General features: G+C 49.8%; 21 protein-coding genes and 2 rRNA genes. 21 read left to right on the forward strand and 2 right to left on the reverse strand.

The features are described 5' to 3' along the window. The first annotated feature begins 152 nt into the window (after positions 1-152). The 13 genes from MT343_RS02675 to MT343_RS02730 all read left to right on the forward strand — a co-directional run bounded on the left by MT343_RS02675 (position 153) and on the right by MT343_RS02730 (position 16398). A 23S ribosomal RNA gene (locus MT343_RS02675) occupies positions 153-3041 on the forward strand. Between the two features lie 151 nt (positions 3042-3192). Next, positions 3193-3308 (forward strand): 5S ribosomal RNA (gene rrf, locus MT343_RS02680). A gap of 292 nt (positions 3309-3600) precedes the next feature. Beyond that, positions 3601-3729: a hypothetical protein gene (locus MT343_RS19520; RefSeq protein ID WP_255449074.1), complete on the forward strand. Its 129-nt coding sequence runs from the start codon at positions 3601-3603 to the stop codon at positions 3727-3729. Positions 3730-4528: 799 nt separating this feature from the next. Further along, on the forward strand, positions 4529-5611 hold the full coding sequence (locus MT343_RS02685) for a hypothetical protein (protein ID WP_243989456.1): 1083 nt from the start codon (positions 4529-4531) through the stop codon (positions 5609-5611). 1 nt (position 5612) lies between these two features. Further along, the gene (locus tag MT343_RS02690; protein WP_145471074.1) at positions 5613-7136 is read left to right on the forward strand and encodes a hypothetical protein; all 1524 of its coding nucleotides are present in this window, start codon (positions 5613-5615) and stop codon (positions 7134-7136) included. Beyond that, a complete protein-coding gene (locus tag MT343_RS02695; RefSeq protein ID WP_145471073.1) occupies positions 7126-7671 on the forward strand; it encodes a DUF6160 family protein in 546 nt (181 codons plus the stop codon). Before MT343_RS02690 ends, MT343_RS02695 begins: the two co-directional genes overlap by 11 nt. A 4-nt stretch (positions 7672-7675) precedes the next feature. Continuing rightward, entirely contained in the window at positions 7676-9991 is a 2316-nt protein-coding gene (locus MT343_RS02700; protein WP_145471072.1) for a DUF6160 family protein, read from the forward strand. A gap of 79 nt (positions 9992-10070) precedes the next feature. Then, complete coding sequence (locus MT343_RS02705) at positions 10071-11621, forward strand: 2-isopropylmalate synthase (protein WP_145471071.1); 1551 nt, start codon at positions 10071-10073, stop codon at positions 11619-11621. A gap of 3 nt (positions 11622-11624) precedes the next feature. Further along, the gene (locus tag MT343_RS02710; RefSeq protein ID WP_145471070.1) at positions 11625-12365 is read left to right on the forward strand and encodes a hypothetical protein; all 741 of its coding nucleotides are present in this window, start codon (positions 11625-11627) and stop codon (positions 12363-12365) included. A gap of 4 nt (positions 12366-12369) precedes the next feature. Continuing rightward, positions 12370-12813, forward strand: a complete 444-nt coding sequence (gene rimI / locus MT343_RS02715) for a ribosomal protein S18-alanine N-acetyltransferase (RefSeq protein ID WP_145471069.1) — start codon at positions 12370-12372, stop codon at positions 12811-12813. After that, positions 12810-13469 carry an energy-coupling factor ABC transporter permease gene (locus MT343_RS02720; protein ID WP_145471068.1) on the forward strand — a complete coding sequence of 220 codons (660 nt, stop codon included), beginning with the start codon at positions 12810-12812 and terminating at the stop codon, positions 13467-13469. Before rimI ends, MT343_RS02720 begins: the two co-directional genes overlap by 4 nt. Before the next feature lie 143 nt (positions 13470-13612). Continuing rightward, positions 13613-15691 (forward strand): dockerin type I domain-containing protein, encoded by a 2079-nt coding sequence (locus MT343_RS02725; protein WP_145471067.1) that lies wholly within the window; start codon positions 13613-13615, stop codon positions 15689-15691. 44 nt (positions 15692-15735) lie between these two features. Next, positions 15736-16398, forward strand: coding sequence for a cohesin domain-containing protein (locus MT343_RS02730; protein ID WP_145471066.1), 663 nt, complete (start codon positions 15736-15738; stop codon positions 16396-16398). Here MT343_RS02730 and MT343_RS02735 read toward each other — a convergent pair whose 3' ends face one another. Both MT343_RS02735 and MT343_RS02740 read right to left on the reverse strand, forming a co-directional pair. Further along, positions 16399-16929 carry a response regulator transcription factor gene (locus MT343_RS02735; protein ID WP_371736688.1) on the reverse strand — a complete coding sequence of 177 codons (531 nt, stop codon included), beginning with the start codon at positions 16927-16929 and terminating at the stop codon, positions 16399-16401. It lies immediately after the preceding gene. A gap of 4 nt (positions 16930-16933) precedes the next feature. Next, positions 16934-18160, reverse strand: a complete 1227-nt coding sequence (locus MT343_RS02740) for an ATP-binding protein (RefSeq protein WP_145471064.1) — start codon at positions 18158-18160, stop codon at positions 16934-16936. 256 nt (positions 18161-18416) lie between these two features. Here MT343_RS02740 and MT343_RS02745 point away from each other — a divergent pair, with 256 nt between their 5' ends. The 8 genes from MT343_RS02745 to MT343_RS02780 all read left to right on the forward strand — a co-directional run bounded on the left by MT343_RS02745 (position 18417) and on the right by MT343_RS02780 (position 26129). After that, the gene (locus MT343_RS02745) at positions 18417-20006 is read left to right on the forward strand and encodes a peptide chain release factor 3 (protein ID WP_145471063.1); all 1590 of its coding nucleotides are present in this window, start codon (positions 18417-18419) and stop codon (positions 20004-20006) included. 180 nt (positions 20007-20186) lie between these two features. Further along, complete coding sequence (locus MT343_RS02750) at positions 20187-20816, forward strand: response regulator transcription factor (RefSeq protein ID WP_145471062.1); 630 nt, start codon at positions 20187-20189, stop codon at positions 20814-20816. A gap of 46 nt (positions 20817-20862) precedes the next feature. Then, positions 20863-22635 (forward strand): ATP-binding response regulator, encoded by a 1773-nt coding sequence (locus MT343_RS02755; RefSeq protein WP_186436047.1) that lies wholly within the window; start codon positions 20863-20865, stop codon positions 22633-22635. A gap of 79 nt (positions 22636-22714) precedes the next feature. Then, entirely contained in the window at positions 22715-23026 is a 312-nt protein-coding gene (locus MT343_RS02760) for a hypothetical protein (RefSeq protein ID WP_145471060.1), read from the forward strand. A 222-nt stretch (positions 23027-23248) separates the two neighbouring features. Beyond that, on the forward strand, positions 23249-23680 hold the full coding sequence (gene rplM, locus MT343_RS02765; protein ID WP_145471059.1) for a 50S ribosomal protein L13: 432 nt from the start codon (positions 23249-23251) through the stop codon (positions 23678-23680). A 4-nt stretch (positions 23681-23684) separates the two neighbouring features. Continuing rightward, positions 23685-24077, forward strand: a complete 393-nt coding sequence (gene rpsI / locus MT343_RS02770) for a 30S ribosomal protein S9 (RefSeq protein ID WP_145471077.1) — start codon at positions 23685-23687, stop codon at positions 24075-24077. A 223-nt stretch (positions 24078-24300) separates the two neighbouring features. After that, a complete protein-coding gene (gene petA, locus MT343_RS02775) occupies positions 24301-24897 on the forward strand; it encodes a ubiquinol-cytochrome c reductase iron-sulfur subunit (RefSeq protein ID WP_145471058.1) in 597 nt (198 codons plus the stop codon). Then, positions 24897-26129 carry a cytochrome b gene (locus tag MT343_RS02780; RefSeq protein ID WP_222428625.1) on the forward strand — a complete coding sequence of 411 codons (1233 nt, stop codon included), beginning with the start codon at positions 24897-24899 and terminating at the stop codon, positions 26127-26129. The genes petA and MT343_RS02780 overlap by 1 nt, the downstream gene beginning before the upstream one ends. The last annotated feature ends 2 nt before the right edge of the window (positions 26130-26131 follow it).

Consider the following 26131-nt stretch of genomic DNA (forward strand, 5'->3'; position numbering starts at 1 on the left):
CTCGTGGTTTTGTGTTGTTCTTTAAAAATTAGGATACATGAGAATTGAGATTCTCAAGCGAACTTGCAGTTGCTTGGCGATAGCAATTAACTCCACACCATAAAGTTTTGTTCTTCATAGCTTGTAAGAACTGAAACGGTTTGGGGTTATATGGTCAAGTGACTAAGCGTGCACGGTGGATGCCTTGGCATCTGGAGGCGATGAAAGACGTAGTAGCCTGCGATAAGCTTCGGGGAGGTGGCAAACAACCTTTGATCCGGAGATCTCTGAATGGGGAAACCCACCCGTCATAAGGCGGGTATCACACACTGAATACATAGGTGTGTGAGGCGAACGCGGAGAACTGAAACATCTAAGTACCCGCAGGAAAAGAAATCAACCGAGATTCCCTAAGTAGTGGCGAGCGAACGGGGACCAGCCCTTAAGCTGTTTTGTGGTTAGTAGAACGCTCTGGAAAGTGCGGCCGTAGTGGGTGATAGCCCCGTATACGAAAACCTATAAGCAGTGAAAACGAGTAGGACGGGACACGTGATATCCTGTCTGAATATGGGGGGACCATCCTCCAAGGCTAAATACTCCCAGATGACCGATAGTGAACCAGTACCGTGAGGGAAAGGCGAAAAGAACCCCTGTGAGGGGAGTGAAATAGATCCTGAAACCGTGTACGTACAAGCAGTGGGAGCCGACTTAGTTCGGTGACTGCGTACCTTTTGTATAATGGGTCAGCGACTTAATGTTAGTGGCAAGGTTAAGCGAATAGCGGAGCCGTAGGGAAACCGAGTGTTAACTGCGCGTATAGTCGCTAGCATTAGACCCGAAACCGGGCGATCTATCCATGAGCAGGTTGAAGGTTGAGTAACATCAACTGGAGGACCGAACCCACTACCGTTGAAAAGTTAGGGGATGACTTGTGGATAGGAGTGAAAGGCTAATCAAGCCCGGAGATAGCTGGTTCTCCTCGAAAGCTATTTAGGTAGCGCCTCGTGTCTAACCATGGGGGGTAGAGCACTGTTAAGGCTAGGGGGTCATCTCGACTTACCAACCCTTTGCAAACTCCGAATACCCATGAGTTCAATCACGGGAGACACACGGCGGGTGCTAACGTCCGTCGTGAAAAGGGAAACAACCCAGACCGTCAGCTAAGGTCCCAAAGTTACAGTTAAGTGGGAAACGATGTGGGAAGGCTAAAACAGCTAGGAGGTTGGCTTAGAAGCAGCCACCCTTTAAAGAAAGCGTAATAGCTCACTAGTCGAGTCGGCCTGCGCGGAAGATATAACGGGGCTCAAACTGTACACCGAAGCTACGGATGCAATTTATTGCATGGTAGAGGAGCGTTCTGTAAGCCGTTGAAGGTCAAGGTGTGAACCAGGCTGGAGGTATCAGAAGTGCGAATGCTGACATAAGTAACGACAAGGGGAGTGAAAAACTCCCCCGCCGGAAACCCAAGGGTTCCTGTCCAACGTTAATCGGGGCAGGGTTAGTCGGCCCCTAAGGCGAGGCTGAGAAGCGTAGTCGATGGGAAGCGGTTTAATATTACCGCACCTCTTTATAGTGCGATGGGGGGACGGAGAAGGCTAGGCCAGCACGGCGTTGGTTGTCCGTGTTTAAGGTGGTAGGCAGAGGACTTAGGCAAATCCGGGTCCTTAATGCCGAGAACTGATGACGGTGACTCTACGGAGTCCGAAGTGGTCGATGCCATGCTTCCAGGAAAAGCCTCTAAGCTTCAGCTATAAAGAGACCGTACCCCAAACCGACACAGGTGGGTAGGTAGAGAATACCAAGGCGCTTGAGAGAACTCGGGTGAAGGAACTAGGCAAAATGGCACCGTAACTTCGGGAGAAGGTGCGCCGGTTTTGGTGAAGGACTTGCTCCGTAAGCTGAGACCGGTCGAAGATACCAGGTCGCTGCAACTGTTTATTAAAAACACAGCACTCTGCAAACACGAAAGTGGACGTATAGGGTGTGACGCCTGCCCGGTGCCGGAAGGTTAATTGATGGGGTTATCTTCGGAGAAGCTCTTGATCGAAGCCCCGGTAAACGGCGGCCGTAACTATAACGGTCCTAAGGTAGCGAAATTCCTTGTCGGGTAAGTTCCGACCTGCACGAATGGCGTAATGATGGCGACACTGTCTCCACCCGAGACTCAGTGAAATTGAATTCGCAGTTAAGATGCTGCGTTCCCGCGGCTAGACGGAAAGACCCCGTGAACCTTTACTATAGCTTCACAGTGAACTTTGAATTGGCTTGTGTAGGATAGCTGGGAGGCTTTGAAGCAGAGACGCCAGTCTTTGTGGAGCCAATCTTGAAATACCAGCCTGGTCAATTTGGGGTTCTAACTCTGGTCCGTTATCCGGATCGAGGACACTGTGTGGTGGGTAGTTTGACTGGGGCGGTCTCCTCCCAAAGAGTAACGGAGGAGCACGAAGGTCGGCTAATCCTGGTCGGACATCAGGAGGTTAGTGTAATGGCACAAGCCGGCTTAACTGCGAGACAGACACGTCGAGCAGGTACGAAAGTAGGTCATAGTGATCCGGTGGTTCTGTATGGAAGGGCCATCGCTCAACGGATAAAAGGTACTCCGGGGATAACAGGCTGATACCGCCCAAGAGTTCACATCGACGGCGGTGTTTGGCACCTCGATGTCGGCTCATCACATCCTGGGGCTGAAGCCGGTCCCAAGGGTATGGCTGTTCGCCATTTAAAGTGGTACGCGAGCTGGGTTTAGAACGTCGTGAGACAGTTCGGTCCCTATCTGCCGTGGGCGTTTGAGATTTGAGAAGAGCTGCTCCTAGTACGAGAGGACCGGAGTGGACGAACCTCTGGTGTTCCGGTTGTCACGCCCGTGGCATTGCCGGGTAGCTACGTTCGGACAGGATAACCGCTGAAAGCATCTAAGCGGGAAACCTCCTTCAAGATGAGATCTCACTGGAACTTCGAGTTCCCTGTAGGGCCCTGGAAGACTACCAGGTTGATAGGTCAGGTGTGTAAGTGCTGTGAGGCATTGAGCTAACTGATACTAATTGCCCGTGAGGCTTGACCATATAACACCCAAACCCGGTAAGGGTTGATTGAATACGACAAGCAACTGCTTGTTCGCTTGAGAATCTCTTCACTTAACAGTGACTCATGTATCCGCCCTAATTTGAAGTCATGTCGCAGAACGCGTAAGACGACCAGCTTCATAAAGGTTTGCTTGACGACAATAGAGCTGTGGAACCACCTGAATCCATTCCGAACTCAGAAGTGAAACGCAGCATCGCCGATGGTAGTGTGGGGCTTCCCCATGTGAGAGTAGGTCATCGTCAAGCTCTTATTCTAAACCCCCGTCAGCTGAGCTGGCGGGGGTTTTTCTTTGCCCGTAAGAAATATCGATGGCTATCTGCTGAACAACACCCGGCCGTTCAGTCTTTGTCTGAAAAATAGAAAAATAACGCGCCAGATAAATTCACAGCGCAGCAAAGACTCCGCACAACCACCTATTCACACGCTCATAGCCCTTCCGTTTATGGTCGTTCGGTTTACTGACGAAATAGAATCCCGCCCTGCACTCCAGCGGTTGGAAGCACACATGCTGGCATCGTAGCTGACGAAGTTTGCCCTATGCCGGCGCCACCCCGCAGCGCCTTTTCTACCCTTGATGAACGTATCGCTAGCGCACTGGATGAAGGACTGTTCGAACACTGTGATTTTATCGATAAGAACTATCTAGAATTACCTTTGTCGCTGTAGCGCGGCGGTAAATAAAAAGCTGCATCTGCAGGCTTTTATCATCACAGCGAAAGTTGCTTTATCTGAACTAATAGTTTTTTGCCGGACTGGCGCATAACCCTTTAAATTGCGAACAGCTATACCCTTTATGCGTGCCTGTGGACCTGTATCTGTTCGGGGGTAGTGCACCTGTCAAGTGATGGACTATCTCTGACAAGGTGCAGGCGCAGAGGGTAGTGAAGGCTTTAGATGACGCTATCGGCAACGAAGAAAACCAGCAGGTGTGATGATTTATTAAGATCAGGGTGCCCAATACACCAATCTGAAAATTGGAAACAGTTATGGGGTTACAGAATGCAGTAGGGAGTGAGTCGTCGCGGCAACTGTTGGGATAAGGCCCAATGGAGTATTTACTCTAGAGGCTAAAAACCGAGTGAATAGGGGATTGCTCGGTTATGAAAGTAAAAATGGATGCTGACGCATTTCTACAACCAATGCAGGCCACGCAAAACTAATAAATCCGTGTCTGGAATTTAGCTGACAGCCAGAGTGGAGCTAGGGGGATATTTGCTCAATGAGTCGGGCTTATTTTTCGGAATTTTCGCGCGGATTTTACACAGGTCTCCTCCTTTTTATTGGTTCGATCGTTCTATTTTTTTGTGTAAAGGGTACGGGTGTTCCAGTAATAGTTCTTGAATGAATAGACTAAACGCTTATCCTGAACTTCATAGATTAATAATAAAAAGCAAGCTGTCACCACCTCCTGAAATCTGTACGCGGAGATCAGCTGTGACACTAAAGCGCAGTGTAGGGGTCTACCTTGTTCTCAAAGCAAATATACGCCATTACCAGTATTTTCCTCTTGTCTGCATGGTTGCATGCGGAGATGACACCATTAAGCGATGATGAGCTATCGTACACCACCGGGCAGGCCTTTATTACGGTAGATGCCAGTTCGTATGTGGATGGTGCAAATCGTTATGAGTTTACGAAAATTAACCTCGGTCTTGATATTGAGATACAAAGTAATATAGATGAGTTACGACTCGCTGAATTCGACCGCACTGGTGATCCTGACCTTGCCGATGAAACTCAGGCTGCTGATATTATTATTAAAAACTTTGCATTAGGGCGAGTTGATGATTACGACACGTCAAATCCTAAAATTATCCCTTTTCTGATTAAAGATCCTTATATCGAATTAGCTTATAAAGATGATGGTGCCGGAGGGCGGCAAATTGCAGGTTTCAGGCTTGGCTTTGGGCAGGCAAAAGGAGACCTGTCTGGCGATTTTCAGTCTTTAACCGGGAATATGGAGGGGTTGATCACAGGATCTTCCTCTATTGCCTATGATCTGAACTGTTCAGGTCCTTTCTCTTCAACGGATTGTTTTTCTCTTTGGATCGCTGGTGATACTCAGATTGAAGCTGTGGCCAGATTACTGGATCGAGATACAGGACAAGCTCAATTAAATGGCACCTATGTTAAGCGTGCTAGTTGGCTTGGTATTCCTCAAGGAGAAAGCTTTTCTGCGCCAGGTGGCGGAATTATTGGTTCGTTAGTTCCAACCCTCAGTAGGGTTGATAACTGTAAGTCTCTCGGCTTGGATGCATGTTTTCCGGTTTCTATATATCAAAGTTTTTATGTTGGCGATCCGTCAACAGATAACTTTGAGGCTGGCTCTGCTAAGGGAATTTTTATGTCGCTGCAGTCGCAAGCTGTACCCTGGCAGAATTATGCAGGAACTGGTCGTATTGCAACGGATAAGGGGGCGTTTATGAACTTCTCTTCATACACCGACAGTAATGGCCAGCGTCGTTACCCCTTTGTGGTCGACTTATACAGCGCTCTTACGGGTACAACGCGTGTGCCAACCTGTATTGGCCAGACAAAAGGGTGCTGATGTGAAAACCCCACTAGTTTTGATTCTGTTGTTTCACGCCGCTCTTAGCTTCGCCGACTTGAAACCTTTAGGTGACTCCGAATTGAGTGCTGCGACTGGTGAAGGCTTGGGCTTAGTGCTGGAAGATTTCGTTTTTAATGCGGATGACGCCGTTACTACTGTATCTGGTATTGCTAACTCTCAGGGGGAGGAAATTCTGGTTAAGTGGACCGACCTCTACATCATGGGGGAAGGGAGTAATAAGGGCTCAATAGAAACTCCAGCCGATATCGGGACACTGGCTCATCCCTGGACACTATCGGCACTTCCGGGGAGTGAGATTTCTTCGGTGAGTGATTCTCTTGCTGTGTTGCAACTGGCCGCCGATAAATATACGGATCCATTAAATAATACGGCCGATTATGCTAATTGGGCATACTATCAGGAACTGAGCTGCTTAAGTGGTGGCGCTTGTGGTAGCGATCCTGCTAATGCTGTCTCAGCTATCGATACCCAAATCGATTTTATGCAGAATCGTAAAGATCAGATTGCTACGCGTTACGGTAATGATGTTATTGGGCTGGATTCTCAGATTCAGCAGGATATTTCCACTCAGATTAACCCCCAAAAAGCTGTAGTGGAGGCGGAGAGAGCTGATGTAGGGCCTGCTTATGATGTCATGGCGACCAGATATACGCAGGTTAGCGGAGTTAGTCTGGGCGAGAAAGTCGACTGTGGTTTTTTGGGATTATTCTGTAACTCAGCGGAAAGAAGTTATAACGACTCCGTTGATGCTTACCAGACTCAGTTGAGTCAATACACCAGTGCCCAGCGTGAGCTTGCACGCCGCTGGAATGAAACCAAATGGATGAATGTTTCTCTGAAAGACCGCCTTAATGATCTTGAGCAGTACGAATCTCTATGTGGTGAGGTCAGCAGCACTAATGTTGGCTGTAGTGAAGGAGCCATTGTTGTTAGGCAGGCGCAGCGAGGCAAGGTTAATGATGTGGCTGTGGGCATTGGTGCAGGTCTTACCCGTCGTGGCGGAATTGATATCGGTTCTAAATTTGAGTTTGAAGTTTATGACTCTACATCAGGTAGTTACCGAACAGATTATTTCAATGTCGACTTGTCAGGGGTGACGCTGGATGGCTCGTATATTCGTCTTTGGGGGAGTAATGGGGATTTGGACGGAGAGGTGAATCTAAAGCTTTTTGCAGATTCATTGAGTATTGCCACTTGTGGCCCAGCCTGTACGCCTGCTCAGGTTCAGGCTTCTACTTTGACTGGGACTAATGTCTATCTGAACCTCGCTCTTGGTTATGGAAAAGCGCAGCCATTGAAGTTCAATGTGACTGCGGATGGACAATTTGAAGCCGAACTTCCTAAATTAAAATATGAAGATCATGTCGATTTTTATCAGAATGCACCCAAAACGTCAGTCTTTATAGGGAATGTAAATCTTGGTGGTAATAATGACCTTGGCTCCTTAACTGTTGATGGACTGCGTTTTAATTACCTGAAGGTAAACAGCCATGATCTTTAAACATATTATCCTGGGTTTATTTTTAAGTTGTGCGCCAGGCTTGGTCTTCTCTGAAATGAAAGTCTTGGAGGAATCTGATCTCGAGCAGGTGACTGGCCAGGGAGGGGTTTATCTAACAGGTGAGTTTTCGGTCAATAAAGAACCGGGCCCATTGTGGCAAAGTACATCTGATCGCAACTGTGGAACAGTTGCGGACCCAAAAGTTTGTGGTTTGCGGCTTGCTATCTCTGTCGATGGTGGTGGTAGTGAGTGGTACGTACTGGATAATGTTTCTGGTGGCATGTCATTTGAAGGCTTGACACTGAGAACGGAGTATATTGCTCTTGATGAAGAGGGACATGCCTTTGGTAAGGAAGTTCTTAAGATTGGCTTGCCAGGCAAAGTCAGAATGAACGATTACCAGTATACATTTGCCTTTAGTAATCAGGGGGGCTGGAGTGATGATCCGGGATTCCGTCAGACTAATATTTATGGGATTCATCAAAACGGTGAAGTAACCCTCAAAGGCAACTTAATAATGTTCCCAATGGACTGATATTATGTCGAGAAAAATAATAATAAGCACTTTGGCACTGGTACAACCAGTGATGGCGCTTCAGTCTATTGATGATGCTCAGCTTGCAGCTATCACTGGTTTTTCAGGCGTTACACTGGAAACTCAGAATCTTGGCGTATCGGCACAGGAAGTTCGTTATACGGAAGATAATACCAGTCTGATCATGAACGGGTTTTCTTTGACTCCTGCAGCTGGTGCATCTTCATTTGACTCAAAAACTACTTTTGATGTTGAAAGTGATGGCACACTTGCTATTCACAGTGTTGCCCAGCCTCGTGATATCCATATTGATAATGTAGGGATGTCTGGCAGTACGAAGTCTTTTGGGCAGTTTGATGGCCGTTACAGTTACGATACTCATATATTCTATCGTCCTCTTGATACGGGTGGTTTAGATCTGTCTGGATCTTCATTATCTATGAATGTTGATCGCTTGTACTTTAATGATGATGGCCTCTATATGGTTATTGATGACTTTGCGGTGATGAGCAGAATCAATAATGGCCAGCTTCTTTACGATGTAGATAAGGTTACTTTGAATCTCGGAGATGCTGGAAACCGGGGCATGAACTTCAGTTACCGTATAGGTGCTGTTGGACTGGATACCAGTATCAACTACAGCACAAATCTCCCTGAAACCTTTGGCAGTCTGGATATGAATTTTGATGTCTATGGTTCTGTTACATTTAAAGGCGGTGGAGCTTCGGGTGAAGGTTTAACGTTCATCCCATCACTTACACTAATTAATGATGATCCGAATCAATTTGGATTTCGCTATCAGGATGACGGTAATTTAATCCTGGCGAAAAGCTTTTCCGGTACATTCAGTACTGTTGATGGCTTCACAATTGATTTGGAAAACACCGGAGCCACAGATCCTTATATGGCGATTCGTTTTTCAGACTTTGACTTTGCTTTCAATCTGGAAGACGCCGTACTTGGAGGAACAGATCCCAATTCCAATACTATTGGTAGCTTTGGTGGTGAATTCCATTTCCGTAATGCCGGCGGTCGGGAAAATTCACTGTTTCTTCGTCCGGGAGGTGGGGATGGAAATTCAGGTATAACAGCAGATGTTTCATGGAATATAGTTTCAGATCCCTATGATAACAGTGCAGGCTATCCAAAGCCGGGGGCTCTGAATACCTTCGTTTCTATGATTGACGATGGAAATCATATTATTTTCAATGGTTTTAACAGCTATGGCAGTGGCCGGGTCACGATGGATCTGACCAGCATGGCCGCGAACCCCGGCACAAAATCAATTTATGCCAGCGATTATGATGGCTATTTTGATGGCATAAGGGTTGGGGTTGAGAACGTGGTTGGAGGCTATTATTTTTCAGGTGTTACTGTTGGTCGGACGCGGGAAGAAGCTTTGGACTCTGCTTTGATGGGGGGAACAGAGTTATTGCTATCGGCAGAATTTTTCCCAGCTTATGATTTTACTGTGAATGGTCAGCTTACGTATCGTCCAGGGAATATTCATAGTTCGAGTCAAGGGATCACGCTTAATTCCGATACATTTATCACAGATGCTAATGCAGCGCTGACAGTCAATGAGGATGGCCGGGGTGTCTGGCTTACCAATGCTGATTACGATATCCACATGCGCGATGCCTCTATTGATATCACAGAGGATGGGCTTACTTTCAACAAAGGTTTGTCTTGGTCGACTTTGAATATTGGTGATATTAAATTTGGCGGAAAAGCTGATGGTGCCTCTCTTGGCTCATTCCGTCTTGAGCGTCTTGAACATGGTTCAACTATAGCAATTGCCTCTGGTGGTGCAGGTCAGGTATGTATTGGAGGTGTCGGAGCTGATGCTGCCAGTTGTGCGGCGGATGGGGGGCGTTTTGAAGATCGTGGCGAAGAAGGTCTGAACATTAAAGTCAAGGGAGTGTTTGTTGAGGATGATGGCTCCCCCCAATACAGTGGCAAGGGAAATCGCTTTATCTGGACGCAAACAAACGGCATGACCATTGCGATGGATAACTTCAGTACCAATGACGGTGATGGTACTGGGAACAATAACTACGGCCTTAATGTTGATTTGGCTGTGGATGTCGCTGAAACACTCGTGTTAGACGAAAATCGTCAGCCGGTGCAGGTTAATGGACGGAATCCACTGGGCTTCGCAGTGTTGGGTAGGATTCATTATAAAGAGCTGAATATTGACCGTATTACTCTTGCAGGACCTGCCGGCAGTGCCAGTGCCACACCGCAGACACTGATAAATGGCATTGTAATACAGAATGCAGACATTCAGGCCAACCTCACGGCGACGCCTATCCGCTGATCCTCTTTCATGTCGCTGCTGCCAATGAGGCTGTTCGGGCGTATACTATGCGCTCGATTCATTGGCAGCGGAGTAGCACATGAGCCAGCAAGACCGTTTGGTCATTTTTGACACCACTATGCGTGACGGCGAGCAAAGCCCGGGCGCGTCCATGACCAAGGAAGAAAAGGTCCGCATCGGTAAGGCGCTGGAGAAAATGCGCGTCGATGTGATCGAGGCTGGTTTTGCTGCCGCTTCTCCTGGTGACTTTGCTGCGATTCAGGCGGTGGCCGAGGCCGTACGTGAAAGCACCATCTGCAGTCTGGCCCGTGCCGTTGACCGCGATCTGGAACATGCAGCTGAAGCACTGAAAAAAGCCGAGCGTGCACGTATCCACACCTTTATTGCTACTTCGCCAATTCATATGCAGTACAAACTGCGTATGCAGCCGGATCAGGTGGTTGAGCAGGCGATTTATGCAGTGAAGAAAGCCCGCGGTTTTGTTGAAGATGTTGAGTTTTCCTGCGAAGACGCCGGCCGCTCCGAGAATGATTTCCTGTGCCGTATTATTGAAGCTGCGATTAACGCCGGTGCACGCACTATTAATATTCCGGATACTGTGGGCTATGCCATTCCGGAAGAGTTTGGACATAAGATCAAAACCCTGCTGACCCGTATTCCTAATTCCGACAAAGCTATTTTTTCGGTGCATTGCCATAATGACCTTGGTCTGGCGGTGGCTAACTCGCTGGCCGCTGTGGCCAATGGTGCGCGTCAGGTTGAATGTACTATCAACGGTCTGGGCGAACGCGCCGGTAACGCTGCACTGGAAGAGATTGTGATGGCGACCCGTACCCGTCACGATCTGTTCAACATCAGCACCAATATCGATACCACACACATCGTACCGACTTCACGTCTGGTCTCTTCTATTACCGGCTTTCCGGTTCAGCCGAACAAAGCCATTGTGGGTGCCAACGCCTTTGCGCATGAGTCCGGTATTCACCAGGATGGCGTGCTCAAGCACCGTGAAACCTACGAAATCATGAAGGCCGAAGATGTGGGTTGGGGCGCCAACAAAATGGTGATGGGCAAGCACTCAGGCCGTGCGGCGTTCCGCAGCCGTCTGGAAGAGCTGGGCGTAACTTTTGATACCGATGCCGCACTGAATGAAGCCTTTGCCCGTTTCAAAGATCTGGCCGACAAAAAACACGAAATCTTTGATGAAGACCTGCAGGCGCTGGTCAGCGAAACCATCAATGATTCCGCGCCGGAAACCTTCAAACTGGTGGCGCTGGAATCTCATTCTGCCATTGGCGAAACCCCGGTTACTGAAGTCGTGGTCAACCACAACGGCAGCGAGAAGCGTGCCAAGGCGCAGGGCAGTGGCCCGGTGGATGCGGCACTGAAAGCTATCGACAGCATTGCCGAGTCCGGCGCTAATCTGCTGCTGTATTCCGTTAATGCCATTACTCAGGGCACCGATTCGCAGGGCGAAGTGACTGTGCGTCTGGAAAAGGGCGGCCGTATTGTGAATGGCAGTGGCGCCGATACCGACATCATTGTCGCCTCGGCCAAAGCCTACATTCATGCCCTGAATCTGTTGCTGACCGGTGCAGAACGTCAGCATCCTCAGTCCGACGGCGTATAACCAGTGCGTGAGCAGCAGCGGCTCGATTATTTGCAGGCAATGGGCATCGTACAGTGGATGCCACGCCAGCCGCTGCCCGGTGTACCGGCCCCGCGCTGGTTGCCGGAAGATGCTCATGCTGCGGCGCCTCGTCCGGCACTGACGTCTGAAGGTGGTGGCCATATTGCTCACCCGATGGCAGCTCAGCTGCTGCATGAGGCCGCCGCGCAGTCTGTTGCCAAAGAGCCTGCTGCTGAGCAAAGCAAGCCTGCAGACACACCGGCTGCGGCTATTTCTGACGTTGCTTCTGAATCTGTTGCTGACGTTGCCGCTGTTGCAACGACTGACCTGACGCCGCCGCGTTTTGAACTGCATTTTCTGCGGGTATCGGCTGCGGGAGTCTGGGTCTGTGATGATGCTGCTCAGGCTGAACGTCTGGCGGCTTTTGCTTACCGGGTAATGTCTGCCCTGCAATCACCGGTCGGTTTATTACAGGCGCCCTTATGCTTCCGCTGGCCGTTTATTGAATCTGCCCATGATGATCAGAGCCGGCCTGTCGCATTGCAGGCGCTGTCGGCGCAATGGCAATTCCTGCGCGATCAGGGCGTGCGCTATGCCGTGGCTTTTGGTCAGGACAGCGATCATTGGCTGCAACAGGTTCAGGCGCCGCTGTTATTCCGCGCGGCCTCCCTTTCTGATGTGATGCAAAACGCTCAACATAAGCGTCAGCTCTGGCAGGCCCTGCTGACTCAGACCGAGTTATAACACCATGCATGTCCGTCCTGCGGTTGACGCCGATTTTTCTGCGGTTTATCAGATAGAACAGCAGGCTCATTTTCACGCCTGGCCGGAAAGCGTATTACGCCGCTATTTTTCCCGTGAACATTGCGTCTGGGTGTTGGAAAACAACAACCAGGTTATTGCCTATGCCGTGATTACGCTGGTGGTTGGTGAGTCTGAATTACTGATGATCGCCGTTGACCCGAAGCAACAGGGGCAGGGCGCTGGTCGTGTGCTGATGAATGCACTGCATGATTTTTTGCAGGAGCAGCAGGCCGAACAATGGTTTCTGGAAGTTCGGGAAAGTAATCACAAAGCGATTGCCCTGTACGAGTCTATGGGCTTTTGTCAGGCCGGTTGCCGGCGCAATTATTATCCGACCGCCTCTGGTCATGAAGATGCCCTGCTTTATTGTCTGGAGCTGCAGGCATGATTGACTCCGGCCTCCTGCCTGAAATGGCGCTCTGGTGGTCGGCCATTCTCTCTGTTCTTTTACTAATTCCTGCGCTGCTCAGTTATAACTGGCAGGCGTTACTTACCCTGCGCGGTGCGCAGCATTTCTTTTTCGGCAGTGTGGTCGTACTGGCTTTGTTGTGGAATATGCAGGCGGGTATATTGCCAGGGCTGAGCTTTCATTTAATGGGCGTTACTGCAATTACGCTGATGATGGGCTGGCGGCTGGCATTGCTGTCGGTACTACTGGTACAGGTTATTCTGGTGCTGGTAGGAAAACTCTGGTGGGCGGCTTTGCTATATCAGTTCTTATTGGCCGGTGCGTTACCGGTATTATTCAGCTACGGTTTTTATCTGCTGGTTTATCGCCGTCTTGCTCACAATCCTTTCATTTATATTCTGGTGGCGGGATTTTTAAATGCCGGTTTAACCCATGGATTTTCCGACTTTTTACAGGCTCTCAGTTTGTGGCTACTGGATGTCCATCCGGTGGAATTAATCTGGCGCGATTATTTACGCTACCTGCCGATGATGATGTTTCCCGAAGGTGTGGTAAACGGCATGTTTATCACCGGTATGGTGGTTTACCACAGCCGCTGGCTGAGCACCTTCGACGAAGATTCCTACTTTTACTGATCACCCCCTTTATCAGAACGTCTTTTCTTTAACACAATAGTGTTAAATGGCACATTATCACATATACATATTTTCCTTTCTTATCGTAGTCTCGCTCTGCAGAGAAACTGCATAATTGAAACGATAGTACAAAAGGAATTATTGTGAAGAACTATAAAAAATTTCTTACTACTGCTCTTCTTGGGCTGGTTCTATTGCTTGCAAGTTCGGCAAGGGCTGCATTGATTGATGAAATCAGACCTTTGACCGTCCCTGATGGCTGGAATCAAAGTATCTGGGTTTTTAAAATGATGCACTCCAGTCCAAACGGACGTTACTTTTCATATGTTGAATATGCTGGAGAAAATATCGAGATCGGGTCGCCTGAGTATACTGAAGAGCGACTTCTCACATACCGATATGTCATTTTTGATAGAGTTAGTGGCTCTTTCTCATACTCATCCGAAATCACCGCGAACAAGCGTTTAGACCGGATATCATCAGAACAAGTTTTCCTCTTTCCTACAGATGATGGAGGTGCTTATTTCTCCAGACTTAATGGAGATGAAAATGATGGCGTATACTACTTGAACGCTAATGGTTTATCAGAACGGGTTTTTAGTGATAAAAAGATGCTCATCTCTCTGTCCGGCAATGAACGGTATTTTTTATTATCTACAGTAAATATATTTGAAGATAATCCGCCGGGACTGGAAGGGTATTCATTGCTGGATCGTCAGGAGAATATTAGTTACCCATTAAACTTTCTGAATGAGCATTCATCCAGTGCCTCTAGCTCATACTATGTGACAGATAATGGACGTTTTATTGTTGAATCCAGAGATCCGAGGCTGTTCCAAATTGTAAATCCAGTTGATCAGTCTCTGATTGATGCTAAAGCATTGATTGCAAACCATATTGAGGGAGATTTCTACCTGGGTAATGGTGTGCTCCTGACTCCGGATGGCCAGAATTTAGTTGCCAGAATAAGACAAAATGATGAAACCAGTATTATCTACTACCAGTTGTCAACAGATTCTATAGCGGCTTACAGCTTTGCTGATCTTGGTTTGCCGCAACCTACGGGAGATTATTCTCTGGATATCCTGAATCTTGGATTTGGTTTCTCAGCTTCAACTGGTGTTGATAGAGAAGGGATTATTCATTACTCGGCTAATATTGTTGAACAGAACAAAACCTATTTCGGATCCTTTTCTCTGCAAACAGGTCAGCTTCTGGAGCTAAGCCCGCTGGTTTCTGAAAATGAGCAGCGGGGCTACTCATCTATTGTTGCTGGTGGTCCGGGGGGGCAGTACTACTTTCTCGGAGCGGATTTCAATGGAGAAGATTTTCCTACAGGATGGCAATATTTTTATCGTCCGGTAGAAGGTGCATCACAAGCACTGAAAATTGTAACGCCTGCTCAGGTTATTGATACCTACTATTCCCCACAATTTTCCCTCGATATTAAAACATTGGGTGAACATTACGCTGTGGACGCAAGTTGTACTCTGAATGGCCCGGCTGCACTTACATCAGTTTCATATGGTAACTGGGGGTCTGCAAACCGTTTGCAGTTACCTTTGCAGTGGCAGGGGCAAAGTCTCAGCGGAGCATTATCACAGACGGCGCCCGACGCTGCCGTTGATGGTGAGCAGACGTTATTTAACACCGTTGTTCTTGCCGAAATGACAACCGATACACTGGCGGTTAACTGCAGCGGCGAGATGTCAGATGCCAATGGTCATTTATTATCAGTAATGCCAGGCACCATCACCATTACTCTGGATGACGGTATTCATGGTGGAAACTCGGCTGTTAATGGGCAGATCGTATTACCAGATGGCGTGAATGCAGAAGATGTAGTGGTTAATATCACAATTGATGGCCGTACCATTTCAGTCACGCCGGATGAAAACGGAAACTTCAGCTTCTCTGGTTTGCGTGCCGGAGATTTTACTGTTGATTTCCAGAGTGAGGGTTATGTCCAGTCTTGCATGAGTGCAACGCTGGATGGTGCAGGTAATCATGATTTTGGCCAGATCGAGTTGCTGGCTGGTGATATCAATCAGGATGGTACTATCGATATTGCAGATTTTACCTTCCTGTCCGGGCGTTACGGCACCCAGCAGGGTGAGGAAAATTATGTTCTGGCTGCCGATCTGAATAAAGACACGGTTATTAACGTTCAGGATCTGGCTATTCTTGCCAGTCACTTTGGTTCGCAGCAGTGTAATCCGTGAGGAATATATGAGGGGGCGGCAACGCCCTCTCATTATGGGGATTTATGAAATTATTTTTAAATATAGTGTTTTTACTGATGGCAGCAGCCAGTCAGGCAGAAATGCTGAAAATTGCTGAGCTTGACCGGGATGGTGTTCGCTGGCTGGTGGTTTCTGCCGATCAGCTTAATCCACTCTATGGCATTGATGTTGAAATGACGTTCAGCAGTGACCGTCTGGAAATTGTTACCGCTGGTTCTGGGCAAGAGGCTGCGCCTGTAGTACCAGGTGAGTTATTTGGTGATGGAACTTTTACCATTGTTAACCGCGCGGATATCCGTGCTGGAAAAATCCGCTACGCAGCGAGCGTGTTGAATCCGGCACCTGAAATAAGTGGCAGTGGCGTTTTATTTTCTATCCCTTTCCGGGCGAAGGGCAAAGATGCCGGAGAATTTGCCATCGTGAAAGCTGAAGCAGGAACCCGTGATGGGATTAAGCGAACGCTTCCCGGCGCTGCGGTGGTAAAGGTTTTACCGCCGCAAAGTTTGCCTTCTTCTGCAGCAAAAAACACAGGCTATGCCTTGCCTGCTGAAATAGCGGTAGCGGCACAGAGCAATGATTTACCGGTCTGGCTGCTTGTTGTGTTGGCTGCAGTGCTGTTTGTTCTTATTTTGCTGGCGGCCGTGCTGTTACGCCGCATTCGCCAGCTGGAGCAACAGCAGGGCTGATCAGCGCGGCGCGTATTTCTGCAGCTTCCGCTGCAGGGTACGGCGATGCATGTTCAGCACTCTGGCGGTCGCCGAAATATTCCCCTGTTGTTCGTTTAACACGCGCTGGATGTGTTCCCACTCCAGCCTTTCTACCGACATAACGCTGCTGTTATCCGGCAGTGGTTCCTGGGGCTGGCCTGAATCGTCAAAGGCTGCGATTAGTTCCTGCAGGGTGGCGGGTTTGTGCAGATAATTATGTGCGCCCAGTTTTACAGCTTCGACCGCCGTCGGAATGCTGGCATAGCCGGTCAGCATCACGATGCGGCAGTCGGGGTGTTGTTGCTTCAGGCGGCCGATCAGCCCCAGGCCGGATTCCTGCTCCAGCCGCAGGTCGAGGGTAACCCACTGCGGCTGGAGATCCTGTGCGGCCTGCAGGGCTTCATCGCCGCTGGCGGCAACGGCCGTCTGATGACCCTGGCGCTCGAGACTGCGTGCCAGGACCTGACTGAAATGCAGGTCATCATCAATAATCAGGATGCGTTTATTCACTGGGTTATCCATGCTGGTGGCTCAGGGGCAGGGTGATGCGGCACAGGCTGGCGCCGTTGCTTTGTGCGATCAGGTGAACTGAACCGCCGAATTGCTCAACACTGGCATTGCTCAGGTAAAGGCCGATGCCCATTCCGTGTTCTTTCTGGCTGTGGAACAGGCTTTGCTGATGAATGTTCCCGGCAGCTTTGGGGTCGGGCTGCAGAATATTCAGATACCACTGTCCATTCTGCACTGCGCTGTGCAGGTGCACCGGCTGCTGGCCGGCTTCGGCGGCATTATCCAGCAGGTTGAGCAGCGCCTGATCAAGCAGAGGGGAGGATGGAATCTCGGCCTCACAGGCGATGCCATTATCGACCCAGAGTGCATTCGGATGACTCAGCCGCCAGCGGTGCAGCAGGCTGCTGAGCCAGACGTGTGCCTGATGATGACCAACCTGATGAGCGGTGCGCCCGGCATTGGCTAGTTGCTGCAGAGACTGGCGGCAAACGCCAACCTGCTCGCGCAGGATATGCAGATCGTGTTTGCTCAGCGGGTGGTCGGGTTGCTGGGCGATGTCGTCGAGAATCATATGCATGGTCATCAGCGGCGTACCCATTTCGTGGGCGGTGCCGGCGGCGAGGGTAGCAATGCCGATCAGCTGCTCATTTTTCAGTTGCTGTTCGCGCAGTTGCTGAATTTCCTGCTGTTGCTGCTGGGAAGATTTGAGCAGCAGCGGGATAAAGGTTACGACGATCAGAGCGCTGATAACAAAGGTCAGCCACATACCGGCCAGATGCAGATCAAATAAGCTGTGACCCGGCAGACCATGAACATGATTACTGAGCAGCGGCTGATACCACTGAGTCAGCAGGCTGTAATCGGCAATGCAGAGCACAGTGATCAGCAGCGAATAGCTGATTGGCAGGCTGTAGGCACTGACGACCAGCAATACCAGAAAGTAGGAAATAAAAGGGTTGGTGGCGCCGCCGGTAAAAAACAGCAGGCCGGCGAGCAGCTGGCACTCAAAGGCCAGGTGTAAAAGCAGATGCCAGTCCTGAATATTGCGGCGATATCCCTGCCAGCCACTGATTGCTAACAGTGGCAGATAAAGGGCGAGCAACGCCCAGGCGATATCCAGACCGGCAAAGCCCTGCCATTGCAGATAAAGCAGAAACATCAGCCAGATACTGGCGATGGATAAGCGCAGCAGGGCGAGGCGTTGCAACAGCAGGTTCAGTTTATGAGTCATGGCTGCATTATAGCGTCAGTGCCGTACTACGGCAGCAACAAGCAGCGCCTGGGAGTGTCACGTAAACACGATTCTTGATGCAGAGCAGGAATCACCGTCAGGTTGTCTGCACCGGGCCGGATACAGGAATCGTCTGGTCAAGAGGCGAGGCTTTGCATATCATTGCGCCCCTCAGACCGGGTTGCGGCAAGCGTCCGGATATCTCCTGAATCCAGCGCTATGCTGGCAGGCCAGGCTCAGAAGAAGATCGCAAGCGATGTCGAAATCCCCATTTGAACTGGAAGTCGGTAAGCGCCGTACTTTCGGTATTATTTCGCACCCCGATGCGGGTAAAACCACCATCACCGAAAAGCTGTTGCTGTTCGGTAATGCCATTCAGTTGGCCGGTACGGTAAAAGGTAAGAAAACCGGCCGTATGGCCACCTCCGACTGGATGCAGATGGAGCAGGACCGTGGTATTTCCATTACCACCTCGGTAATGCAGTTTCCGTACAACGGCCGCATGGTTAACCTGCTGGATACACCGGGTCACGAAGACTTCTCGGAGGATACCTACCGCACCCTGACCGCAGTCGATTCCGTACTGATGGTTATCGACGGCGCCAAAGGTGTAGAAGACCGGACCATCAAGCTGATGGAAGTCTGTCGCCTGCGTGACACGCCGATCTTCACCTTTATCAACAAAATGGACCGTGAAGTCCGCGACCATATTGAAGTTCTGGACGAAATTGAAACCATCCTGAAAATCAAATGCGCCCCCGTTACCTGGCCAATCGGCATGGGTAAGGCATTTAAAGGTGTGTACAACCTGATCACCGACACTATTCATGTGTTTACACCGGGTCAGGGCAGTGTGGTGCCGGATGATATTCAGATTCAGGGGCTGGAGTCCGCTGAAGCAGAAGCCTTGCTGGGCGCTGATTTAGTCGCCGAGCTGGTGGATGAAATTGAACTGGTGCGCGGCGCCAGCTATGAGTTTGATCTGGATGAATACCTGCGCGGTGAAATGACCCCGGTATTCTTCGGTACGGCACTGGCTAACTTTGGTGTGCGTGAGCTGCTCAACTACTTCGTTGAATGGGCACCGGCGCCATTAGCCCGTGAGACTGATAAGGGGCCGGTTGCTCCGGCCGATGATAAGTTCACCGGCTTTATCTTTAAGATTCAGGCCAATATGGATCCGAAGCACCGTGACCGTATTGCCTTTATGCGTATCTGCTCTGGCACCTACAGCAAGGGCATGAAGATGAAGCACGTACGCATTGGCAAAGATGTGAAAATCGCCGATGCCGTAACCTTCCTTGCCGGTGACCGTTCGGCGGTGGAAGAGGCTATTTCCGGCGATATTATCGGTCTGCATAACCATGGCACCATCCAGATTGGTGATACCTTCACCTTTGGTGACGATATGCAGTTCACCGGTATTCCGCATTTTGCTCCGGAACTGTTTAAGCGTGTGCGTCTGAAAGATCCGCTGAAAATGAAGCAGCTGCAGAAAGGTCTGCAGCAGCTGTCCGAAGAGGGTGCGACCCAGCTGTTTATGCCGCTGAATAATAACGACCTGATTCTGGGGGCGGTGGGGGTACTGCAGTTTGATGTGGTACAGCAGCGTCTGCGTGATGAATACAAGGTGGAATGTATTTACGAGCCGGTCAGTGTCAGCACTGCCCGCTGGGTGTACTGCAGCGACAGTAAAATGCTGGAAGACTTCAAGCGTAAGGGCGGTGAAAACCTGGCCATCGATGGTGGCGGTTACCTCACTTATATTGCCCCTACCCGGGTGAATCTGAGTCTGACTCAGGAGCGCTGGCCGGATATCGATTTCCGCGCGACACGCGAACACTGAAGCTGAACACGAAGCCCGCATTATGCGGGCTTTTTGTTGGCTGTTTTCCGGTGTGTCCACGTGATCTGCGCATTCCATTCTTTCAGCTGGTTACAGTCTGACCGGGGTGCGATAGATTAAAGAGTTTGGCGGCAGAGTGTTTGCTGGCTGACGGATCGCCATTTTCAGCAGGAAGGGATTATGAAAATACTACTGGTCGATGATCATCAGATGTTTCTGGACGGGTTGAGGGGCATTCTTGCCGGGTCTGGCCTGGCGACGGAGATAGATGCCGTTAATAACGGTCAGGATGCGCTGAAGAAACTGCTGTCCGGAGCATTTGATATCGCGCTGATCGACTTGCGTCTGCCGATCATGGATGGTTTTACCCTTCTGGCTGAGCTGAATCAGCGCAACAATCTGACGCCGGTTATTATTGTGTCCGCTTCCCGTGATCCGGATGATATGCAAAAAGCAGTTGAGCTGGGGGCGATGAGTTTTATCCCTAAATCGTCTTCCGGGCAGCGGATCATTCAGACAATCAACAATGTTCTGGATGGTAAAGTCACATATTCCAATGATGGTTACCCTGCTGCCGATACGGCTTTTTTAAACGAAAGTGAAGAGTGGGCGGCGCAGCATAATATGACCCGCCGGCAGCTTGAGGTGCTGCGCCTGGTCAGGAAAGGGCTGTCGAACCAGGCAATTGCCGAACAGATGTGTCTGAGTGTGGCCACGGTCAAATCGCACATCAGCGCTATTTTCCACGCGCTGGGTGCACAGAGTCGTTCCGAATCGAGCAAAAAGGCCCATCAGCTTGGGCTGGATTAGGCGGGTCTCTGTGCGGCATCCGTGGCGTGCCCAGAACAGCGCTACCGTGTCAGAGTATGAGAATGAAATTCTCGCCGAAAAAATCAGGGTAGTTCACCGTAATACACCCATGATTCTGGCGGGCAATTTACTCGGCAGCGCTCCTCTGCTGATTGTTTTCTGGCATGGCGATTACTCGACCCGCGTCATCCTCTGGTCTGTTTTACTTTATATAATGCTGGCTATCCGGATGCTGCATTATCATTTTCCCGGTAGTGCGATTGTCACACACCGGGAAACATTCCGTTATGGCATAGAGCAGGTACTGCTGATTTTCCTGACAGGTTGTATCTGGGGGATCGGCGGGGCGATATTATTTGATGCCGATAACATCAATAATATTGCTTATCTGATTCTCACGTTTATCAGCATGATTGCTGGCAGCATGGTATCGCTGTCTTCCCGCCCGGTTGCCTATATTTTATTTTCAGCCCCTCTTATGACGCCCATGGTTCTGAGTATGTTTATTCAGGATGAATATATGTATCGCTGGATGGGATTTGGGGCTGCAGTCTATTTATTTGCGACGTTTGGCTTCAGCCGGACGATACACCGGGTTATTGATAACTCCATCCGCCTTAAATATGAAAATCTGGATCTGATCGCAGACCTACAGCAACAAACCGACCGCGCTAACCGCGCCAGTGAAGAAAAATCGCGTTTTCTCGCATCTGCCAGTCACGACCTCCGTCAGCCTCTGCATGCGGTCAGTCTGTATGCCGAAATTCTTAATAAAAAAATTGTGGTCCGTGATCAGCGTGAAGATCTGGAAAATATCAGCCAGGGGCTGGAGTCTCTGAGTGAACTGCTGGAAGCACTGTTTGACGTATCGCGTCTGGATGCCGATAACAACGTTGCCATTAATAAACAGAGTTTCTGTATCGATGATTTGCTCGACAAGCTGGAGCGGCAGTTTGTTATCGACAGCACCTTAAAAGGGCTTAGTTTCAGCGTCGATTACTGCAATTGTGTGGTTTACTCCGACCCGGTTCTGCTGGAACGGGTGCTGACTAATCTGCTGGTTAATGCCGTGAAATATACCTCGGAGGGTGGTATCCGGGTGTTATTTGAAGCAGCAGATCAACAGGTTAAATTGCGTATTATCGATACCGGTATTGGCATCTCGGAAGAAGATCTGGACTGTATTTTTCAGGAATTTTTTCAGGTACATAATCAGGAGCGTGACCGTAAGCGCGGTCTGGGGCTGGGGCTGGCTATTGTGCAGCGGATTCTCAAACTGCTGGGCCACGAAATACAGGTGAGTTCGGTATTGGGGCAGGGAACTGAGGTTGCCTTACTGCTGCCGCTCGGTCATGAGCCGCTACCGGTTAAACCGGCTCTCGCAGGCAGCCCGGAGGGATACAACGCTTTTGCCGGGCTGAATATCATGGTGGTTGATAATGAAGCCTCCATCGTTATGGCGATGGAGTCGCTTTTATCGGTCTGGGGAAGTCACTGCATCAGTTTTTCCTCAACAAGTGACGCGCTTGCTGCGATAGCAGACGGATTTATTCCGGATTTTATGATCGTTGATTACCGTATGCCCGGCCGGTATGACGGCTGTTCTTTTGTGCATGAAGTCAGGCGGACGTTAGCGGATGTTCCGGCTCTGATTGTCACCGGTGATACCAGTGACGAAGTGGTCAGCAGCTTCCACCGTCAGCGGCTGGATTATCTGCACAAGCCCATCAAGCCGGCGCAGCTGAGAATGCTGGTGGCACGTATACTGCGCCGTCATGCAGAGGCGCAGGAAAGCATTGCGCAGGATCGTATGCACTGATAATAAGGTCAGTGCTGTCTTGCAGCTGCAGAGATCTGAGCTAGGCTTTAGCCAGTTATCGTTCTGCAGGTTAATCGTTATGGTTGCTTTTTTTCTGGTCGGCATGGCGCTGGCCTGTGCTCTTTGTTACAGCGCTTACTTCCTGTTGCAGGCAAAGGTTCTGGATGAAACGCTCACGATGGATGACGGCAAGGGCTATTTTCTGGTAGCCTGCATCCTGATTGGTTTTGTCGTCAGCGTTACCTGCTTCTATGTCGGGCAAACGCTGGGTTACGACCAGCAGGAAGACACCTCGACCATGATGGCTCTGGCCATTCTGCTCGATATCATGGTCACCATGCTGACCCTGATTTACGGTCTGGTGAAGTTCCGCGAGCCGGAACATTACTGATCAAATCATAGCCGGTACAGATACCTGAACCGCCGTTTGCTGACCGCAAACGGCGGTTTCTTTTACTGTGTCGGCGGGCGCCATCCCAGTGCCGGTGCGGGCTTAACCGCAGTGGCCGGTCGGATCATAATTCATACAGGATTATGACTTGCGGAAGAATCTTCCTTCCTATAGAATGCCGCCCTCTTTTCGAATCAACATGCCCTTAAAGGCGAGAAATTGATGAAAACATACAGCGCGAAACCCGAAACCGTAAAACGTGAGTGGTTTGTAGTTGATGCAGCTGAACAGACGCTGGGTCGCCTGGCCACTGAGGTTGCTCGCCGTCTGAGAGGCAAGCACAAGCCAGAATACACTCCACACGTTGATACCGGCGATTACATCGTTGTTATCAATGCAGACAAAGTTAAAGTTACCGGTAATAAAACCAGTGACAAGATGTACCATCATCACACTGGTTACCCAGGTGGTCTGAAGTCTATTTCTTTCGAGAAACTGATCGACCATAAGCCTGAAATGGTAATCGAACTGGCCGTTAAAGGTATGCTTCCAAAGAATCCTTTAGGTCGTGCCATGTACAAAAAAATGAAAGTTTATGCTGGTAGCGAGCATCCGCATACCGCTCAGCAGCCGCAAGAACTGAAACTGGGATAATATGATGGCAGTCTCTCAATACTATGGTACCGGTCGTCGTAAGACTTCCACAGCTCGTGTGTTCCTGCGTCCTGGTACAGGCAGCATCGTAGTTAACAAACGTCCTCTGGATGTTTACTTCGGTCGTGAAACCGCTCGCATGGTTGTTCGCCAGCCACTCGAACTGACTGAAAACCTGACCAAGTTTGACGTTATTGTTAACGTTAACGGCGGTGGTGGTAACGGTCAGGCCGGTGCTATCCGTCACGGTATTACCCGTGCACTGATGCAATACGACGAAACTCTGCGTCCTTCTCTGCGCGCAGCGGGTTATGTTACCCGTGACGCTCGTGAAGTTGAGCGTAAGAAAGTGGGTCTGCGTAAAGCACGTAAGAAGCCACAATTCTCCAAGCGTTAATTCGCTCGAAGGATACAAAAAGAAGCGTTCATTGGCCTATGTCAATGGACGCTTTTTTTATGCCCAAAACCCCATGTTCTGTGGGTTTTTCAGGTTGTTTCCACCTCCCAATTTCTTTACTATGTGCGCCGCTCTGTATGCTACGCTGGGTCTGTACAAAAAACATACAGCAGGCTCCTGACCTTGTAGCACAAAAGAATTTTTTTGATGGGAGAAGATGGTAATGAGTCAAGACGGCGTGAATAAGGGTCGGCGTACTCTGCTCGTAGGCGCTACAGCCGGCGTCGGTGCTGTCGGCGCTGGCTTTCTCGCAGTACCCTTCGTGAAATCTTGGTTGCCAAGTGAGAAGGCGAAAGCAGCAGGTGCTCCGGCAAAAGTCGATATCAGCAAAATTGAGCCAGGTGCAATGCTGACCGCCGAATGGCGTGGTAAGCCGGTGTATATTGCACGCCGCACTCAGGAACAGCTGGACAATCTGCCAAACCTGAACGACAACCTGAAAGACCCGGAAAACAGCGTTAAAGAGCAGCAACCTGCTTACGCCGATAATATTTATCGCTCACGCAAGCCGGAATTTATTGTACTGCTGGGTGTGTGTACCCACCTGGGTTGTGCACCGAAATACTTCGCTGAAGTTAAGCCGGAAACATTCGACGCCAACTGGCAGGGCGGTTGGTTCTGTCCGTGTCACGGCTCCCGCTTTGATTTATCTGGCCGCGTATTTAACGGCTCACCAGCTGCTACCAATCTGATTGTTCCTCCTTATTCTTTCGAGGGCGACAATGTTCTGGTGATCGGTGTTGATGAGGAGAACGCTTAATGAGTAAGCAGCAAAACACTCTGATGGGCTGGATTGATGACCGTCTGCCGGTTACCCAGACCTATGAAAAGCATATGTCCAAGTACTATGCACCGAAGAACTTCAACTTCTGGTATTTCTTCGGCGTACTGTCAATGATGATGCTGGCTAACCAGATTCTGACTGGTGTCTGGCTGACCATGAACTTCGTGCCAAGTGCCGAAGGCGCTTTTGCCTCTGTTGAATACATCATGCGTGATGTTGAGTGGGGCTGGCTGATCCGCTACCTGCACTCCACTGGTGCTACCTTCTTCTTTATTGCCGTTTATCTGCACATGATGCGTGCGATTCTGTACGGTTCATACCAGAAGCCGCGTGAGCTGATTTGGATCTTCGGTATGCTGATTTATCTGGCTCTGATGGCGGAAGCTTTCATGGGTTATGTACTGCCGTGGGGACAGATGTCTTACTGGGGTGCGCAGGTAATTATCTCTCTGTTCTCAGTTATTCCTTTCGGTATCGGTGATGCTCTGACTGAGTGGATCCGTGGTGACTTCCTGATTTCCGGTGCCACCCTGAACCGCTTCTTTGCTCTGCACGTTATTGCTGTGCCTCTGGTTATCGTTATGCTTGTGGTTCTGCACCTGCTGGCGTTGCACGAAGTGGGCTCTAACAACCCTGATGGCGTTGATATCAAGAAACTGAAAGACGAAAACGGCAAGCCGCTGGATGGTATTCCGTTCCACCCTTACTACACCGTTCATGACCTGGTGGGTATCGTCGTCTTCCTGATGATTTTCTGTACCGTACTGTTCTTCTTCCCTGAAGGTAACGGCTTCATGCTGGAGTACGCGAACTTTGAACCAGCGAATGGCCTGAAAACCCCAGAGCACATTGCTCCTGTATGGTATTTCGGTGCGTTCTACGCAATTCTGCGTGCAGTACCGGATAAGCTGTTGGGTGTAATTGCCATGGCTGCCGCTATTGCTGTTCTGTTTGTTCTGCCATGGCTGGACCGCAGTCCGGTTAAGAGCTGGCGCTACAAAGGCTGGATCAGCAAAGTATTTATCATTGTCTTTGCCGCAGCCTTCGTTGAACTGACCTGGCTTGGTACTCAGCCAGCAAACGACCTGAATACTTTCCTGGCTCGTTTCTGCTCATTTATTTACTTTGGTTTCTTCCTGCTGATGCCGTTCTACACCCGCATGGAAAAAACCAAACCAGTACCAGAGCGCGTAACCGGGGGCCACTGATA

It is taken from the genome of Venatorbacter sp. C2-1, assembly GCF_022832715.1.
GTDB lineage: Bacteria > Pseudomonadota > Gammaproteobacteria > Pseudomonadales > Oceanobacteraceae > Venatoribacter > Venatoribacter alkanivorans.

Excerpts from the sequence above, each read along its gene's own strand:
- MT343_RS02740 (WP_145471064.1), bottom strand. The coding sequence starts at position 18,160 with ATGACTCATAAACTGAACCTGCTGTTGCAACGCCTCGCCCTGCTGCGC.
- MT343_RS02750 (WP_145471062.1), top strand. The coding sequence starts at position 20,187 with ATGAAAATACTACTGGTCGATGATCATCAGATGTTTCTGGACGGGTTG.
- rplM (WP_145471059.1), top strand. The coding sequence starts at position 23,249 with ATGAAAACATACAGCGCGAAACCCGAAACCGTAAAACGTGAGTGGTTT.
- MT343_RS02745 (WP_145471063.1), top strand. The coding sequence starts at position 18,417 with ATGTCGAAATCCCCATTTGAACTGGAAGTCGGTAAGCGCCGTACTTTC.
- MT343_RS02720 (WP_145471068.1), top strand. The coding sequence starts at position 12,810 with ATGATTGACTCCGGCCTCCTGCCTGAAATGGCGCTCTGGTGGTCGGCC.
- MT343_RS02760 (WP_145471060.1), top strand. The coding sequence starts at position 22,715 with ATGGTTGCTTTTTTTCTGGTCGGCATGGCGCTGGCCTGTGCTCTTTGT.
- MT343_RS02780 (WP_222428625.1), top strand. The coding sequence starts at position 24,897 with ATGAGTAAGCAGCAAAACACTCTGATGGGCTGGATTGATGACCGTCTG.
- MT343_RS02700 (WP_145471072.1), top strand. The coding sequence starts at position 7,676 with ATGTCGAGAAAAATAATAATAAGCACTTTGGCACTGGTACAACCAGTG.
- MT343_RS02705 (WP_145471071.1), top strand. The coding sequence starts at position 10,071 with ATGAGCCAGCAAGACCGTTTGGTCATTTTTGACACCACTATGCGTGAC.
- rimI (WP_145471069.1), top strand. The coding sequence starts at position 12,370 with ATGCATGTCCGTCCTGCGGTTGACGCCGATTTTTCTGCGGTTTATCAG.
- MT343_RS19520 (WP_255449074.1), top strand. The coding sequence starts at position 3,601 with ATGCCGGCGCCACCCCGCAGCGCCTTTTCTACCCTTGATGAACGTATC.
- MT343_RS02695 (WP_145471073.1), top strand. The coding sequence starts at position 7,126 with ATGATCTTTAAACATATTATCCTGGGTTTATTTTTAAGTTGTGCGCCA.
- rpsI (WP_145471077.1), top strand. The coding sequence starts at position 23,685 with ATGGCAGTCTCTCAATACTATGGTACCGGTCGTCGTAAGACTTCCACA.
- petA (WP_145471058.1), top strand. The coding sequence starts at position 24,301 with ATGAGTCAAGACGGCGTGAATAAGGGTCGGCGTACTCTGCTCGTAGGC.
- MT343_RS02730 (WP_145471066.1), top strand. The coding sequence starts at position 15,736 with ATGAAATTATTTTTAAATATAGTGTTTTTACTGATGGCAGCAGCCAGT.